The following is a 14441-nucleotide window of genomic DNA, read 5'->3' on the forward strand; positions in this document are numbered from 1 at the left end:
AAGAACCGCGTTCACTTCGTTCACGCGGATGCTGGTGCTCAGTACAGACAATAGTCTTATCAGCGTTTGCGTCAACAATAAATCATGAAGCGAGAGGAGCGGGCTATTTTTGTCGGTGTAATCGGACTTCTCGGAACTGTGATATTCAGTGGGCTGACTGTCTATCCACTTCAGTATAGTCTGTGGGAAGGTGCATTGTTGGCAGGTGGCTTTGTTCTCTTTACGTTGATTGTGTTGGACACGAGATTTTGAGCAGGGAGCGGCTATCCATCGAATACCCGATACGCACACAGTGAACAAGCATCCGCCGAGCGAGCGCAGCGAGCGAGGGGGTTCACTCCGCGCGAATGTAATGAGCGCGGAGCAGTTTTTAGTCCAGGTTTTTGCTTCGGGGGGTGCCCGCAGCGAAGCGAGGACACCCCCGCAGTAAAAAAGTGGGGTCGGAAACGTAGTCACTAAACCGCCAGAGGTCCAGGCACGTAGCAATGGCAACAGCACACGCAGCCGAGGACGGCGCGCCCGCGACCGGCGCCGCGCCGACGCTCGGCCTGGTCCTCGCGGGCCTCGCGCTGGTCGCCTCCTTCCTGCCCTGGACCGGCCAGCCGTCACTCGTTTCCGTCCCCGGAATCGACGGGAGCGCCCTCGCTGCCACCCTCGCGCTCGGGGCAACAGTCACGTTCTCCCTCCGCCGACACGGCACGCTCAACCGACCGCTCGGCAGCACCATGGCCGGCCTGCTCTCGTTCGGGGTCGCCGTCGTCGCACTCGCACGGCTCGTCACGCCTGCGCTGGGCGAGGGAACGACACCCACGCTCGGCCTCGGCCTGCCCATCGCCGGAGTTGCAGGGTTGTTCGCTGCGGTCGTCGCGGTCGCGGACTTCCGTGCGATCACGGACGACCTGCTGTGGACGCAGGTTCGCGCCGTCGCGATTGCGATCGTCATCGGCTTCGCCGGCTTCCTGGTGAGCACGGTCGTCGCCTACTCCTTTGCGATCGTGCCGATGGCGCTCGTCTCCTCGTTCGGGACGAGTCAGATGTACCCGATCGTCACCGCCGGGTCCGGGATCGGTCTGGGGCTGTTCACGCTGGGGTACCTGCGCTATCGCGACCTCGGCCTCGACTACATCGACGTCAAACGGCCCGACCTGCGCGACGTCGGTTACAGTCTCGGCGGTCTGCTCGTCATCTTCCTCGGGGCCGGGCTGGTCTCGTACACGTTCACGCAACTCGGTCTCCCGACCGCGGACAGCAGCATCCAGCGGCTCGCAGAGCAGGTTCCCGAGCCGGCGTTTCTCCTGCCGCTGGTGCCGCTGTCCTGGCTCGCCATCGGTCCCGGCGAGGAACTCGTCTACCGCAACGTCCTCCAGAAGTACCTCTACGAGTCGTTCTCGCGGCGGACGGCCGTCTTCGTCGCCAGCGTCACCTTCGCCGCGATCCACTTCCAGCAGTACGCCGATCCCAATCCCATCGCGATGCTCTCGACGCTGTTTATCGTGTTCGTGCTCTCGCTCGTCCTGGGCTACAGCTACTACAAGTCCGAGAACATCCTCGTCCCCATCTTCATCCACGGGACCTTCAACGCCATCCAGTTCTACGCACTCTACGTCGAGTTGACTGGCACCATGCCCGGTCTCTAGGGCCGCGACCTTCTTTCAGGGACGGACACGAAATTGTACCGTCGAAGGCAACAACCCAGCGCGTCTGCCGCGCGATGAGACGCCTGTCTGACGGGTATTTATCCGCTGAAATCTCCAAGTCAGTAGCATGCCGACCCGTTACTCGGTCGTCTGCGACGACGACCTCGCACGGGAAGTCAAGACGCTGGCCCAGGAGTACGACCTGACCGAAGAGGAAGTGCTCCGCCAGCTGATCGACGTCGGACTGGATCACCTGTAGGTCGCCAGGTGGGACTGGCGGCTGCCCGAACTGACAGCGTACTGTAGAAGCAAACGGCGGAAGCGTTGGGAACGACTACGCGGGATTCTTCCGGGTCAGTTCGCTCCCGCAGATCGGACACCGGTCGTGGTTCTCGTCGAACTCGCGGCCACAGCCGGAACACTGGAACAGCCAGTCGCGCTGTTCGTCGATGCCGTCCTGGGCGATGACCTCGACGGAGACGTCGAGTTTCTCCGCGACGTTCTGCATCGCGTAGTCGTCGGTCACCAGGTGCCCGTCGAGTTCGAAAGCGGCGGCGACGAGCCGGACGTCGGTCCGAGAGAGTTCGTCGAGGTCGCCGGTCTCACGCGCGGCGCGCTCGATGCGCTCGACGGTCTCGCCCTCCGGGATGTGGAGGTGCATGCCCGACCCTTCGAGGGCGTCGAAGCGGTAGGCACTCTCGTCTTCGAGTTCCTCGCGGACCATCGGAATCGACGCGATGCGCTCTTGGGTGTGATACTCGTTTATGAATGCCGAAGAATCGAGAACGTACATCGAAGGACAAACGTCAGTTCTGGACGATCATGTGATCTTTGACCGCCTGTACGCGAGTGACGGGAATCAGAAACCGACCGGCGTCGTCCGTGTCGAACCCGGTGTCCCGGGCCATCTCGTCCGGTTCGACGACGAGATTGTGCAGTCGACCCGAGTTCGCGTCCATCGTGATGTTGTACAGCATGCCGAGTTCGGCCCCGTCCGAACCCATAACGGCCTTTCCCGAGAGGTTCTCGGCGAGTATCTCTGCCATACCGAGAGGTGTGTATTCCACTCACATAAACGCCACGGGCCGTGTGACGCGGGTCAGACGCTGGAACCCGCGAGCCGGGCGTCCTGCGGGTCCGATCAGTCGCGCGGGCGGCCGTGCGTCATCCGCTGACAGGCGTCCCCAAAAGGAGGAAGCTTAAATCCCGCGCACGGTTGGTATGGGGTAAGGATTCTCCACGGTGATATGCCATGTCTGACTCTGACCCGGACACTGAGACCGGTACGGCGGGGGACGAATCGAACGCGCTCAGGACACCGATCGTTGCAGTCCTCGGCCACGTAGACCACGGGAAAACCACGCTGCTGGACAAGATCCGCGGCTCGACCGTCACCGAGGGCGAAGCGGGCGCGATCACCCAGCACATCGGTGCGACCGCCGTCCCGCTCGAAACCATCTCCGAGATGGCCGGGAGTCTCGTCAACCCCGACGACTTCGACTTGCCGGGCCTGCTGTACATCGACACGCCCGGTCACCACTCCTTTTCGACGCTGCGCTCGCGCGGCGGCGCGCTCGCAGACATCGCAGTGCTCGTCATCGACGTCAACGACGGGTTCCAGCCCCAGACGCTGGAGGCCGTCGACATCCTGAAACGGACCCAGACGCCCTTCATCGTCGCCGCGAACAAAGTGGACACGGTCCCCGGCTGGAACCCCAACGAGGGCGAACCCATCCAGCAGTCCATCGAACAGCAATCGGACCGCGTCGAGGGCGACCTGAACGACCGCCTGTACAAGATCATCGGGCAGCTCAGCGACGAGGGCTTCTCCGCGGACATGTACTGGCGCGTCCAGAACTTCCAGAAGAACATCGGCGTCGTCCCCGTCTCGGCGATGACCGCCGAGGGCGTCCCCGACCTGCTGACCGTCCTGATGGGCCTCTCCCAGCGCTACATGAAAGAGGAGATGGCCATCGACGTCCAGGGTCCGGGCGCAGGCACGGTTTTGGAGGTCAAGGACACCCAGGGCTTCGGGACGACCGTCGACGCCGTCCTCTACGACGGCACGATCCGGGCGGACGACGAGATCATCGTCGGCGGCCTGAACGCACCGATCACGACGGAGGTACGCGCACTGCTCCAGCCCCGGCCGCTGGCCGAGATCCGCACCGAGAAGCAGTTCGAGAAAGTCGACGAGGTGTCGGCGGCGGCGGGTGTGAAGATCGCCGCGCCCGATCTCGACGACGCCATGGCCGGCGCGCCGATCCGCGTCGTCCGTAACCGGAACAAGGACGAAGTCGTCGCAGAGGTCGAGAAGGAACTCGCCGAGATCGAGGTCCGCACGGAAGAACAGGGCGTCATCGTCAAGGCGGACACGCTCGGGAGCCTGGAGGCCATCGCGAGCACGCTCGACGAGTCAGAGATCCCCATCGTCCGCGCGGAGGTCGGCGACGTCGCCCCGCGTGACATCCGGGTCGCCGAGACCGCCGCCGAGGACAAACACAAGGCGATCCTCGCGTTCTCAGTCGACATCCTCGACGACGCCGAGAAACTCGCCAAACAGGAGGGCGTTCGCATCTTCGAACACGACGTCATCTACCGGCTCATCGAGGAGTACGAGGAGCACGTCGAGGCGATCGAGCAGTCCCAGCAAGAGCAGGTCCTGGAGAACATCACCCGCCCCGCGCGCTTCCAGATCCTCAAAGACCACACCTTCCGCCAGTCCGACCCCGCAGTGGTCGGCGTCGAGGTCCGGTCGGGAACGGTCAAGCGCAACACGAACGCCGCGAAGTTCGAGGACGGCGAGTTCAAGCGCGTCGGCAACCTCAAATCCATCCAGGACGAGGGCGAGGACGTCGACGAACTCCGCGCCGGCGAGCGCGCGGCGGTCTCCATCGACGGCCCGACCGTCGGCCGCCAGATCGAAGAGGGCGACGAACTCTGGGTCCACCTCCCCGAGAAGCACGCGAAGATCCTCGAACAGGAACTCACCGAGGACATCCCGGCGGACGAGCGCGAAGCGCTCTCGATGTACCTGGAGAAACAGCGCAACCGCGACCCCTTCTGGGGGAAGTGAGCGGACCCCCGGCACGGGAATACCTCCGTTTTCTGCCAAGTAATAATATTTAATTAGCTCGCTGTGGACGGTGTGAGTGGAGGCAACCATCTCAGACACACGTCTCGATCGAGTGTCCGAGCCGGATCTGGTCCTCTCCGTGATTCCGGGACCACTGATAGTGGCGGTTGTCATCTGGTTTTTCGTCGGCGTGCCGCTCACGCTGGCGCTGGCAGTCGGGAGTCTGCCCGCGAGCGCTGCAATGGGCTACGCGCTGTTTTATTCGCCGCCGGTCGACGGCGAGACGAGCAGCAAGTGCGAGCGGTAGCGGCGCGGTTTGCTGACTACCCGTGCTAGCTGAGCAGCAGGAGGTCGCCAGCATCCGGCGAGCTTGCTCGCCGGTTCACCGGACGCGAGGCGAAGCCGAGCGTCCGGCTTTTTTAGCGTAGATTTTTTGACGGGGGTTGAGCGCTCGCCAGAGGCGAGCGCGATTCCCCCGTTAAAAAAGGTACTATTGGGCAGTCTGGGAGTTCGTATCGCCCATCGCCTGTTTGACCTGCAGGGCGGCACTCGCGGCGAGCCCCTGCGCGATGTCGGTGCGTTCGTCCTCAGCGATGCGGATGTCGGTCGTGTCCTCCGGGGTGTAGCCGGCGCTGACCATGGAGCCGACCGGGGGCTGGACGGCGACGGTCGCCCGGGGACCCTCGGGGCTCGCGGACAGTTCGAGACCGACGGCGAACTCGTCCGGGAGCAACTCGCGGGTTCGGGCGGCGACGCTGGCCAGATCGCGGCGGAGGTGCTGGCGCTGCTCGGCAGAAAGCGTCGGCACGTCGACGTCGTCGGTACCCGCGAACGGGGCGTTTCCGTACATTTCCGCTGTTCTATGTATGTCGAACGTATAAATCCGCCGGCTAGCGCAGGATTGGACGACTCTCCCCGTAGGCCGCGATGACCACGACCGTCGAGTACGCCTCGGGGTCGGAGTCGGCCTCGACGACGACTACGTCCTCGTCGGTGAACGACCAGTCTCGCAGATCCTTCCCCGCGTCCAGTCCGTCCCGGATGCGGTCGCGGACGGTCGCCTCGTCGTCGCCCGAGGACTCGTAGAAGATACCGCGCCCGGACTCGCTGCGTGCCCAGCCGATGCCAGCGGCGCCTGCGTCGCCCGGCCCCCGCGTGGCTCGGCCCTGGACGACCGTCAGCGAGTCGCCGACGTCGCCGAGGTCCGGGGCAGTCTCGACGACTTCGAGCTGCGCCGCCGCGGGGATGACCGAGGAGACGGTGATCAGGTTGAAGTTGTGGACGTTCGCCGCCGCGAGCGCCGCGTCGTAGGACGCCGTCGGCGTTGGCCCAGTTGCTCGTCCCCAGACGAGCCGAATGACGCTCATACCCGATATAGACCGCGGCCAGCGGTAAGGGGTTACGATTCCCCCCCAGCCACACCGTGCACCCGATCTGTCACTCACAGCTATCGGCACGGCAGTCCGCCGCGTCGGGACAAGCCGCAACAGAAGCGGACCGAGCGGGCACGCAGTCTTCGAGAAGGGCGATAAAACACCTATACAGTTACTGTGCGATTCCGCAGTGTGAATACGGTCATCGGCCGGCGACGGTGACGCGAGTCGAGTCGGACCGCCGCCCCGTGGCCGCGTTCACGGACAAACGATGAGACGAGACACAGACCGGACTGTCGACGAACTCCTCCGAGCACTGGCACACCCGCACAGGCGTCGGCTCCTGCGACGCCTGCACGAGCAACAGACGACGGACGGCCGGGACACGGTCTCGTTGACGACGGTCGAAACCGCTCTCGATGCCACCAGAGAACGGGCACAGGTTGCCCTCCATCATAGGCACCTGCCCGCGCTCCAGGCAGTCGGCCTCGTCGAGCACGCCAGCGACGAACAGACCGACGGGGGGACCGACAGTCGACAGGACGCGAACGACGATGACGTCGCGCCGGGACCTCGCTTCGAACGCGGAATCACGGTTCTCGAAGCGCTGGACGAGTAAGCACGCCGACGAGCCAGCCTCGCAGCGCTCCCAGCAAAGACGCACCCGAACAGGCCGTGGCCACTGTTCTTTAATGGTGCAGATCGACAGCAACAACGAGTCACAGAGCACGAAAGCAGCGGTCGCGGACGCCGTTCGTGACGCCGTCCCGTTTCTGGTCATCACCGCCCTCTGGATCGTCATCATGCTGGCCGTCTACGGGCTCTTCCTCGTGACGAAACCGCCGAACGTCGACTACGACGCCTGGGTACACGCCTCGGTGTTCGCCGTTCCTGGCATCGGGTTCCTCGGGCACGTCCTCCAGCAGGCACTCACGGGCAGCCACGCTGGCGAACGAGCCGACTGAAAGCGGTAGGCGAAAACGAGCACGCGGGGAACCGTTGTGCGGTTACGCCAGGAACACGTGCCGCGGGCGGTCGGCGAGGACGTCCTGTCCCCAGGAAACCGTCTCCGAGAAGGCGTCCGAGCGGAAGAAGTCCATCGCGTCCTCCTTGGCGCGCCACTGGCTGGAGATGAACATGTCGTTCTCGTCTTCGTGGTTGACCATCAGGGCCGTGTCGTGGTGGCCCTCCATGTCAGCGAGCAGTTCGCCGACTTCGCCGAACTTCTCGACGAAGTCCTCGCGGTGCTCGGGCTTGACCGTGTAGAACATCCCCATCGTCCCGAAGCCGGACTCTTCGCCCGCGCGGGCGACGATGCCGGGCAGGTCCGAGAGGAAATCGGAGGCCGTGTCGGCGGCGCTCTGGGTGTCCCAGATGCTGACGACGGCCGTCCGGTCGTCGTCGCCCGACTCGGAGTCGTACAGCGCCGTCTTCACGTGGGTGTCGTAGCGGTCGAAGCCGTCCCGGAGGTCGTCGACTTCCGCGAACAGCTCCTCGCGGTCGGCCTCGGAGTACAGCACCAGCGCGTACACGTCCTCGCCGTGTGGCTGGCCGGCGTAGATGTCCAGGTCTTCGAGTTCGCCGCGGATCTCGTCGCCCGCGTCGGTCTCGGCGTCGTCGGTCTCGCCGTCGCCCTCGCCGAGCGGACCGCGGTACCCCTCGACGATCCCCGAGAGGTCGTTGAGGAAGCCGCTTGCCGTGTCGGCGGCGCTCTCGGTCTTCCAGACGCTGGCGATGGCCGCCCGGCCCTCGTTGGCCCGGACCGTCGTCAGCACGTGCGTGTCGTAGTGCTCGAAGTTGCTCCGCAGGCCGTCGACCTCGTCGGCGAGGTCCTGCGCGTCGGCCTGGGAGTAAAAGACCAGGCCGTGGTCGCCCTCGTCGTAATCCTCACCGGGGTAGAGTCCGAGGTTGCCGAGTTTCTGCTGAATCTCGTCGTCGGCTTCGATCTCGTCGTCCTCGTCGCTGCCGCCCGTCGGGGGACCGCCGGCGTGAGAGTCGCTGTCGGACGTTCCGTGGCTGCCAGTCTCACCGCGAGGGTGACCGCCGGAGTCGCCGGCGTGAGCGGGTGCACTCGTCTCGGCGTGCTGGCCGGCGGTGTCGCTGTCCCCGGTCGGCACGTCGTCGCCCGCGAGGACGGCCGGCAGGTCTGCCGGCGGGAACTTCCGACCGAAGAAGAACGGACCGAACTCCGCGAAGTGGCTGGACGAGGGGTCGAACCGCATCTCGTTCAGGAGGTCCTTGATGTTCGTGGGGTCGTCGGCCCACAGCGTGATGCCCCACTCCCAGTCGTCTAAGCCGACGCTGCTGGCGATCATCTGGCTGACCTTCCCGGCGTAGCCCTTGCCGATGTTGCCGTGGCGTTCCATGATGTCGGCCCGCTCGTCGAACGGCATGTCGTACCAGTTCTGCTCGGGCTGGCGGCGCTTGCTCATCGGGTAGAAACAGACGTGCTCCGAGTCCGGGACCTCGGGATGGAGCCGTTTCTGGATGTACTGCGCGAGACTGGAGTCGTCGTCGACCTCGCCTTCGAAGTAACCGCGGGCCGACTCCGTGTAGCCCGACGCCTCCGTCACCGAGAGGTAGGAGTTGGGCTGCTCGGTGAACTCGGCGAAGGCGGTCTGCTCGAACCGGCGCTCGGCGGTGTCCAGTTCCGCGACCGTCTCGCGGAGGTGCATGATCAGGACGTCGGCCTTGTGTCCCACGACGGTGTAGACGGCGGTCGCACCGCCGCCGAACTCGTCGGGGTCGGTCACGTCGTCCAGGTTCGCGTGGGACTGGAGGTAGTCGATCCCCTCCTCGAGCGCGCGCTCGCGGCGGTGTTCGGGCGCGTTGCGCCAGGCGTCCCAGTCGATCGTCCGGAAGTCGTGCAGGGCGTACCAACCCTCTTCGGTCGGTGGCGGATCGCGCTGTTCCATACGGGGCCGTTCGGAACGGTCCGTAAGGAGGTTTCCGTTCTCAGTCTTCGAGAACCGAGCCGTCGTCCTCGGCTCGCGCTCGGGTGAGACGGCGCCGAATCTCGCGCGGCCGCGGATTGATCTGCGAGTCGTTGATGTGTTCCCAGTCGTCGAACGGGCCGTCGTGAGTCAATCTGATCGGTGAGTCCGGGTAGTTGTAGTTCATCACGCTCGGGTAGGTGGCCGCCGACACCGCGTACGAGTCCACGCCCGCGTAGTCGTCGGCGTCGATCCCGAGCGAGTGGCCGAGTTCGTGGACGAACGTCCCCGCGAAGTCGCCGCCCTGGTACTCGATCGCCATCTGGCGGTAGCCGGGTCCCGACGATTGAAACCCGGTCCGCGTCCTGTTCTCGCCGCCCGCCTGTCCGACGAACACGGCGTAATGGTAGCCGACCGACGAGTTGTCGAAGTGGGCCTTCCGAATCCGAGAGAGTTCTTTCGGGGTCGTCGCGGTGGGAGAGCCGATCTCGTCGTCGATGACGAAGTGGACATCGATCCCGGTGGAGCCGTCCGGGTTCCGGACGGGAGCCGCCTCGAAAACCGCCGCGACTCGGTCGAGCGTCTCCCGGGACGGGCGCTTCCCGGTCACGTAATCGATCTCGACGAACACGTCCCGCTGCAGCGGGTCAGCGCCAGCGATCGGCGGGCCGCCGACCAGTTCGACGCTGTCCGAGAACTCGTCGTCGTCGGTGTCCGCCGTCGTCGGGTCGGTCTCCAGCGCCGAGAGCTCGTACCAGTCGTCGAGGCCGTCGCCGTCGGAGTCCGCTTTGAAGGCGTTCGTCCCCAGCGCCCGCTCGCGCTCGTTGCTGAGGCCGTCCCGATCGAAGTCGCGGTCCGGAAACCCCGGAACGTGCGTGATCGGGACGAGACCCTGCGTCCAGGCGAGGACGGCGAGGACGAGGAGAGCGATCACGACCCGGCCGTTCATACAGCGCCACGGTCGACCGAATCACACGTTGTACGTCGGACGTTACCACGGTCAGTTCCGGGTAAGACACGACTAGACCACGATGAAGAGGCCAGCGCGACCGACCGTTAGGTGCTGGCCAGCAGACCGGGGCCGAAGATCATCAGGAACAGGCCCGCGAGCATCACCAGACTGATCGAGATGGTGACGGCCGTGGTCAGCCGGCGACCGCCCTCGATGGGGAGCCGCGAGATGACGGCCTCGGTGCTCGTCCGCAGGATGTGCCCGCCGTCGAGCGGGAAGGCCGGAACGAGGTTGAACATCCCGAGCTGGAGGTTGATCCACGCCGTCCAGAACGTGACGTTCGCCAGCGTGAACACGCCCCCGCCGAGCGCGGCGAGCGGCCCCTCGACGGTGTAGAAGCCGACGACTTCCGGGACGAAGCCCGCGAAGTTGTACGAGAAGTTCGGGTCGAGGACGCTGATGAAGGGCAGCAGGAGGACGGCGAACACCTGGCGGACGAACGAGCCGTCGGTCAGGCCACCGAGGGGACCGCTCCCGCCGCCGAGCAACCCGAGGAAGCCCTCGGCAGGGTAGATGTCGATGCCGAAGTCGTTGACGGCCAGGCCGCTCGTCCCGCCCTGGAGGAAGACGCCGAGGTACGCGCCCTCGCCGTCCGGGTCCTGAACCAGTGAGACGTTGTAGGTCGCCGGCTGCGCCCGCTCGCCCTGCAGGACGTACGCCTCGACGGTCACCTCGTCACCGGCGTCGTGCTGTGCCAGCGCCGTCTGGAGCGTCGCCGTATCGGTGACGCGCGTCTCACCGAACTGCGTGATGACGATCGGCGTCCCGTTGGTCGGTGCGCCGGCTTCGTCAAGCGGGTCGCCCGCGCTCGCTCGGGTCACGTACGCACCCACTGGGAACGTCGCGTTGCCGGCGGTGGTCGACACCGTGACGAGCGAGCGGTTCTGGATCGCGTCGGCGAAGCCCTGTTCAGTGTAGACCGCCGTCCCGTTGACGGCGGTGATCGTCGGCGGCGTCGCCCCGCTAATGTTGACGCCGGTTTCGCCGGGCCGCCCGTCGAGCACCCCAGGGACGGCCCGCGTTATCATCAGCGTCCGATTGACCGTCACCGCGGGGGCGTCTTGCCGCTCGACCGTGACCGTCCGGTCGGTGGTGTTGACGAGCACCGAGTCGAGTTCCGAGGCGTTGGCGACGGGCTGGCCGTCGACGCTCGTGATGACGTCACCGCCCTCGATGCCGGACGCTCCAGCGGCCGACCCCGGGAACGTCTTGCCGACGGGGACGCCGCTCACGACCGAGATCGAGCCGATGATCGGTCCGAACAGCAAGAGGAAGGCGACGAGCGTGATCGCGAAGTTGTTCGTGACGCCGGCGGCGAACATCCGCGTCTGTGCGCCGCGGTTCGCCCGGTTCCGGCTCTCCTCGCTGGGTTCGACGAACGCCCCGATGGGGATGAACGCGAACAGCGCCAGCCCCATCGAGTCGATGTCGATGTCCTCGACGCGGCAGAGCAGTCCGTGGCCGCCTTCGTGGACGATGAGACCGGCGACGAGCCCGAACACGATCTCGGGCGCGGCGGACATCGGGAGGAAGTCATTGACGCCGGGAATCACGAGGACGTTCTGGGGGTTGCGGACCGGCGTCGCCTCGGGTTGGCTGAACGACCGGATGCCGGCGAGCAACACCGTCACGAACATGCCGATCATCACCACGAGTGCGATACCGACGCCGAAGTTCCCCCAGGCGCGCCAGAACCGACGCGGGGACGCCAGCCAGTTCAGGAACGCGCGACCACGCTTCGTGTGGATCGTGGTAATCGGCCCCTGAACCCGGATGTACTCGGGAATCTTGCCCTGGGCCCGCAGCGCCATCGCGACGAGCGTATAGAGGAGAACGCCTGCGAGCACCCAGGTCAGCGTGCTTACCATCGTCCGACGAGACGGGCCTGTGAGTCAAGAGAGTTTGGTTCACGACACCGGCGGGCGACCGCCGGGTGACCGCGGCCCGAGGGCGTCCCCGAACAGTGCTACGCGTCCCGACGGAGGCGGTCGAGCACGAACTGCTCGTCCAGCGCGGCCAGGAACGGCCCGAGCCGCGGTCCCTGGTCGGTGTCGAGGAACAGCTGGTAGCCGGCCGCGAAGAAATCGCCCACCTCCACGTCGTTGCGCTTTGCCGCCTCGTAGATCTCGCCCTGGATCTCCTCGCCGTCGTGCCCGGCTTGGACGAAGTCGGCCAGTTCGGCCAGCGCAGCCGCCACGTCGTCGTCGAAGTCGGTCTCGGGGAGGTCCTCGGCCAGCCGGTAGTTGTACTCGTTGTCGGTCCGCTTTGCCCACTGTCGGGCGCGCTCGACGCGCGCGAGCGCGGCCTCGATCTCCGCCTCGGTGGCGTCCTCGGGGATGTGGCCCTCGCGCCGCGCCATCTGCTCGCGGAGTTCGGGGTCGTCGGTCATCCCCAGCACGGCGGCGAACGTGTACGGGATGCGGATGGGCTGGTCGTCGGCCGCCTCGCCGTCGCCGGACTGCGTCCGGCTTCCCGAGGCACTTCGTGCCTCGCTACCGACGGCCATCGGATAGGCTCGCTCGGCGAGTTCCGCTTCCTCCTCGTCGCGGGGCTCCTCGGTGCCGTAGTACACCCGCTCGAACTGGTCGAACTCGTCGACCAGCTGGTCGAGCGTCGTCACGTCGAAGTCACGCTGCTTGCGGGGGTTCTTGGTGAAGAAGTACCGGAACACCTCGGGTTCGAGCAACTCCAGCACCTCCGAAACGGTGACGATGTTGCCCGACGACGAGGAGAGCGCCTCGCCGTTGAGCGTGAACCACTCGTACACCATCGGCACCGGCGGCTCGACGTCGAGGACGTTCCGGGCGATGTCCTCCCCGCTCGGCCAGGAGCCTTCTGCGTGGTCTTTCCCGAACGGCTCGAAGTCCACCCCCAGGATGTCCCACTGGGCGGGCCACTCGAAACGCCACGGGAGCTTGCCGTCCCGGAGCGTCGCCGTGCCCTCGTGGCCACAGCCCTCGATGGTCCGGTCGCCGGCTTCCATCTCGGTGCACTCGTACGCGACGGTACCCTCGTCGAGATCGACGTCGACGATCTGGCCCGTCAGCAGCCCGCACTCGCTGCACTGGGGCGTGAACGGGACGTAGGAGTCGTCCACGCTGGCCTGGTACTCGGCGAGCGTCTCGCGGGCTTGGTCGGTGTGTTCGAGCAGGAAGCGCGTGATCTCCTCGAACTCCCCGTCGGCGTACAGTTCGGTGTTCGAGACGAACTCGACGGGCACGTCCACCAGGTCCGCGCTCTGTTCGAGGAGGTTGGTGAAGTGCGCGCCGTAGGAGTCACAGCAGCCGAACGGGTCGGGGATGTCCGTGTAGGGTTTCCCGAGGTTCTGGCCGACGGCGGCCGAGTCGACGGCGTCGTCACCGAAGTCGACGACGTTCCAGTCGAGGTCGGCCAGCGTTCGGGGGATCTTCCGGAGCGGGTCCTTGTCGTCGGTCGTGAACACCTGGCGGACCTCGTGGCCGCGGTCTCGGAGGGCTTCGGCGACGAAGTAGCTCCGCAGAATCTCGTTGAAGTGGCCGATGTGCGGGACACCCGAGGGGGAGACGCCGCCCTTGATGACGATGGGCTCGTCGGGCTCGCTCGCCAGAATGGCGTCCGCGACGGCGTCGGCCCAGAACGCGCGGCCGGCCGTGCGTCCGACCGCGTAGGGGTCGTACAGGTCGATGTCCTCGACTGCGCTCTCGGCGTCCTCGCTCATCGGTCACCACCGGGCCGGATCTCGGTCCCGTCGTGCTCGTCGTCGTCGATCGCGCTGGCGACCCGTTCGGGTTCGGTGCCGTCGAGGACGATGGCGCGCAGGTTCGCCCGCTGGATGACTTTCGCGGCCAGCAGGTCCACCGGGGCGTTGCTGCCCGCCTCCATCTCGATGTCGGCGATGATGTCGACCAGTTCGTCGGGCGTCATCTCCGCGAACCGGGTGGCGTCCTCGTGTTCGTTGGGATCGGCGCTGAACACGCCGGGGACGCTCGTCGCGTACACCAGCAGGTCGGCGTTGACGTACTCCGCGAGCACGGCGCTCACGGCGTCGGTGGTCTGTGCTGGCGTGACCCCGCCCATCACCGGCACGTCCCCGCGGTGCATCGCGGTGCCCGCGTCCTCGTAGTTCTCGGGCGGCGTCGGAGCGGCCTGCTCGCCCATCGCGGCGATGAGCAGTTGGGCGTTCAGCCGGGTGACGCCGATGCCGAGTTGGTCGAGTTGCATCTCGTTTGCGCCCAGGTCCCGGGCGGTCGTGATGTAGTCCCGAGCGACCGTGCCCCCGCCGACGACGACGCCGACGCGGTGGCCGTTCGCGACCAGCCCTTCGATGACGTCCGCGTAGGCGCGTACTCGGTCCGGTTCGAGGTCGGGCGCGAGCACGCTCCCGCCGATAGAAACGACGACTTTCATTACGTCCGGGTTGCTCCGAGCCGT

Annotated in this window: 15 protein-coding genes; 6 read left to right on the forward strand and 9 right to left on the reverse strand. The window is 66.1% G+C overall.

The window, feature by feature from the left end; translation table 11 throughout:
• Positions 1–485 precede the first annotated feature (485 nt).
• Both ACFR9U_RS02975 and ACFR9U_RS02980 read left to right on the forward strand, forming a co-directional pair.
• Complete coding sequence (locus ACFR9U_RS02975; RefSeq protein ID WP_247376850.1) at positions 486–1637, forward strand: CPBP family intramembrane glutamic endopeptidase; 1152 nt, start codon at positions 486–488, stop codon at positions 1635–1637.
• A gap of 127 nt (positions 1638–1764) precedes the next feature.
• Positions 1765–1896, forward strand: a complete 132-nt coding sequence (locus ACFR9U_RS02980; protein ID WP_247376848.1) for a CopG family transcriptional regulator — start codon at positions 1765–1767, stop codon at positions 1894–1896.
• 75 nt (positions 1897–1971) lie between these two features.
• Here the strand turns inward: ACFR9U_RS02980 and ACFR9U_RS02985 are convergent, their stop codons facing one another.
• Both ACFR9U_RS02985 and ACFR9U_RS02990 read right to left on the reverse strand, forming a co-directional pair.
• Complete coding sequence (locus tag ACFR9U_RS02985) at positions 1972–2430, reverse strand: NOB1 family endonuclease (RefSeq protein WP_247376846.1); 459 nt, start codon at positions 2428–2430, stop codon at positions 1972–1974.
• Between the two features lie 13 nt (positions 2431–2443).
• Positions 2444–2683 carry a PRC-barrel domain-containing protein gene (locus ACFR9U_RS02990; RefSeq protein ID WP_247376845.1) on the reverse strand — a complete coding sequence of 80 codons (240 nt, stop codon included), beginning with the start codon at positions 2681–2683 and terminating at the stop codon, positions 2444–2446.
• A 206-nt stretch (positions 2684–2889) separates the two neighbouring features.
• Between ACFR9U_RS02990 and infB the strand changes: the two genes are divergently transcribed.
• Positions 2890–4713, forward strand: coding sequence for a translation initiation factor IF-2 (gene infB, locus ACFR9U_RS02995; RefSeq protein WP_247376844.1), 1824 nt, complete (start codon positions 2890–2892; stop codon positions 4711–4713).
• 76 nt (positions 4714–4789) lie between these two features.
• Positions 4790–5020: a DUF8015 family protein gene (locus ACFR9U_RS03000; protein WP_247376842.1), complete on the forward strand. Its 231-nt coding sequence runs from the start codon at positions 4790–4792 to the stop codon at positions 5018–5020.
• Positions 5021–5203: 183 nt separating this feature from the next.
• Here the strand turns inward: ACFR9U_RS03000 and ACFR9U_RS03005 are convergent, their stop codons facing one another.
• Positions 5204–5563: a DUF5811 family protein gene (locus ACFR9U_RS03005; protein ID WP_247376840.1), complete on the reverse strand. Its 360-nt coding sequence runs from the start codon at positions 5561–5563 to the stop codon at positions 5204–5206.
• Positions 5564–5603: 40 nt separating this feature from the next.
• On the reverse strand, positions 5604–6080 hold the full coding sequence (locus tag ACFR9U_RS03010) for a pyruvoyl-dependent arginine decarboxylase (RefSeq protein ID WP_247376838.1): 477 nt from the start codon (positions 6078–6080) through the stop codon (positions 5604–5606).
• 277 nt (positions 6081–6357) lie between these two features.
• Here ACFR9U_RS03010 and ACFR9U_RS03015 point away from each other — a divergent pair, with 277 nt between their 5' ends.
• Entirely contained in the window at positions 6358–6705 is a 348-nt protein-coding gene (locus tag ACFR9U_RS03015) for a DUF7344 domain-containing protein (protein WP_247376836.1), read from the forward strand.
• Positions 6706–6778: 73 nt separating this feature from the next.
• Complete coding sequence (locus tag ACFR9U_RS03020; protein WP_247376834.1) at positions 6779–7051, forward strand: hypothetical protein; 273 nt, start codon at positions 6779–6781, stop codon at positions 7049–7051.
• 42 nt (positions 7052–7093) lie between these two features.
• Here the strand turns inward: ACFR9U_RS03020 and ACFR9U_RS03025 are convergent, their stop codons facing one another.
• From ACFR9U_RS03025 to pyrH, 5 genes are all read right to left on the reverse strand, one after another.
• Positions 7094–9001 carry a heme-binding protein gene (locus ACFR9U_RS03025; RefSeq protein ID WP_247376832.1) on the reverse strand — a complete coding sequence of 636 codons (1908 nt, stop codon included), beginning with the start codon at positions 8999–9001 and terminating at the stop codon, positions 7094–7096.
• 40 nt (positions 9002–9041) lie between these two features.
• Positions 9042–9968 carry a zinc metalloprotease gene (locus ACFR9U_RS03030; RefSeq protein WP_247376830.1) on the reverse strand — a complete coding sequence of 309 codons (927 nt, stop codon included), beginning with the start codon at positions 9966–9968 and terminating at the stop codon, positions 9042–9044.
• A gap of 107 nt (positions 9969–10075) precedes the next feature.
• The gene (locus ACFR9U_RS03035) at positions 10076–11899 is read right to left on the reverse strand and encodes a site-2 protease family protein (protein WP_247376828.1); all 1824 of its coding nucleotides are present in this window, start codon (positions 11897–11899) and stop codon (positions 10076–10078) included.
• 98 nt (positions 11900–11997) lie between these two features.
• Complete coding sequence (gene lysS / locus ACFR9U_RS03040) at positions 11998–13728, reverse strand: lysine--tRNA ligase (RefSeq protein WP_247376826.1); 1731 nt, start codon at positions 13726–13728, stop codon at positions 11998–12000.
• On the reverse strand, positions 13725–14417 hold the full coding sequence (gene pyrH, locus ACFR9U_RS03045) for a UMP kinase (protein WP_247376824.1): 693 nt from the start codon (positions 14415–14417) through the stop codon (positions 13725–13727). Before pyrH ends, lysS begins: the two co-directional genes overlap by 4 nt.
• Positions 14418–14441 lie beyond the last annotated feature (24 nt).

Source organism: Halorientalis brevis (genome assembly GCF_042678165.1).
In the GTDB taxonomy this organism is placed as follows: domain Archaea; phylum Halobacteriota; class Halobacteria; order Halobacteriales; family Haloarculaceae; genus Halorientalis; species Halorientalis brevis.

Excerpts from the sequence above, each read along its gene's own strand:
- ACFR9U_RS02990 (WP_247376845.1), bottom strand. The coding sequence starts at position 2,683 with ATGGCAGAGATACTCGCCGAGAACCTCTCGGGAAAGGCCGTTATGGGT.
- ACFR9U_RS03005 (WP_247376840.1), bottom strand. The coding sequence starts at position 5,563 with ATGTACGGAAACGCCCCGTTCGCGGGTACCGACGACGTCGACGTGCCG.
- ACFR9U_RS02980 (WP_247376848.1), top strand. The coding sequence starts at position 1,765 with ATGCCGACCCGTTACTCGGTCGTCTGCGACGACGACCTCGCACGGGAA.
- ACFR9U_RS03020 (WP_247376834.1), top strand. The coding sequence starts at position 6,779 with ATGGTGCAGATCGACAGCAACAACGAGTCACAGAGCACGAAAGCAGCG.
- ACFR9U_RS03015 (WP_247376836.1), top strand. The coding sequence starts at position 6,358 with ATGAGACGAGACACAGACCGGACTGTCGACGAACTCCTCCGAGCACTG.
- ACFR9U_RS02975 (WP_247376850.1), top strand. The coding sequence starts at position 486 with ATGGCAACAGCACACGCAGCCGAGGACGGCGCGCCCGCGACCGGCGCC.
- lysS (WP_247376826.1), bottom strand. The coding sequence starts at position 13,728 with ATGAGCGAGGACGCCGAGAGCGCAGTCGAGGACATCGACCTGTACGAC.
- ACFR9U_RS03030 (WP_247376830.1), bottom strand. The coding sequence starts at position 9,968 with ATGAACGGCCGGGTCGTGATCGCTCTCCTCGTCCTCGCCGTCCTCGCC.
- ACFR9U_RS03010 (WP_247376838.1), bottom strand. The coding sequence starts at position 6,080 with ATGAGCGTCATTCGGCTCGTCTGGGGACGAGCAACTGGGCCAACGCCG.
- pyrH (WP_247376824.1), bottom strand. The coding sequence starts at position 14,417 with ATGAAAGTCGTCGTTTCTATCGGCGGGAGCGTGCTCGCGCCCGACCTC.
- ACFR9U_RS03025 (WP_247376832.1), bottom strand. The coding sequence starts at position 9,001 with ATGGAACAGCGCGATCCGCCACCGACCGAAGAGGGTTGGTACGCCCTG.
- infB (WP_247376844.1), top strand. The coding sequence starts at position 2,890 with ATGTCTGACTCTGACCCGGACACTGAGACCGGTACGGCGGGGGACGAA.
- ACFR9U_RS03035 (WP_247376828.1), bottom strand. The coding sequence starts at position 11,899 with ATGGTAAGCACGCTGACCTGGGTGCTCGCAGGCGTTCTCCTCTATACG.
- ACFR9U_RS02985 (WP_247376846.1), bottom strand. The coding sequence starts at position 2,430 with ATGTACGTTCTCGATTCTTCGGCATTCATAAACGAGTATCACACCCAA.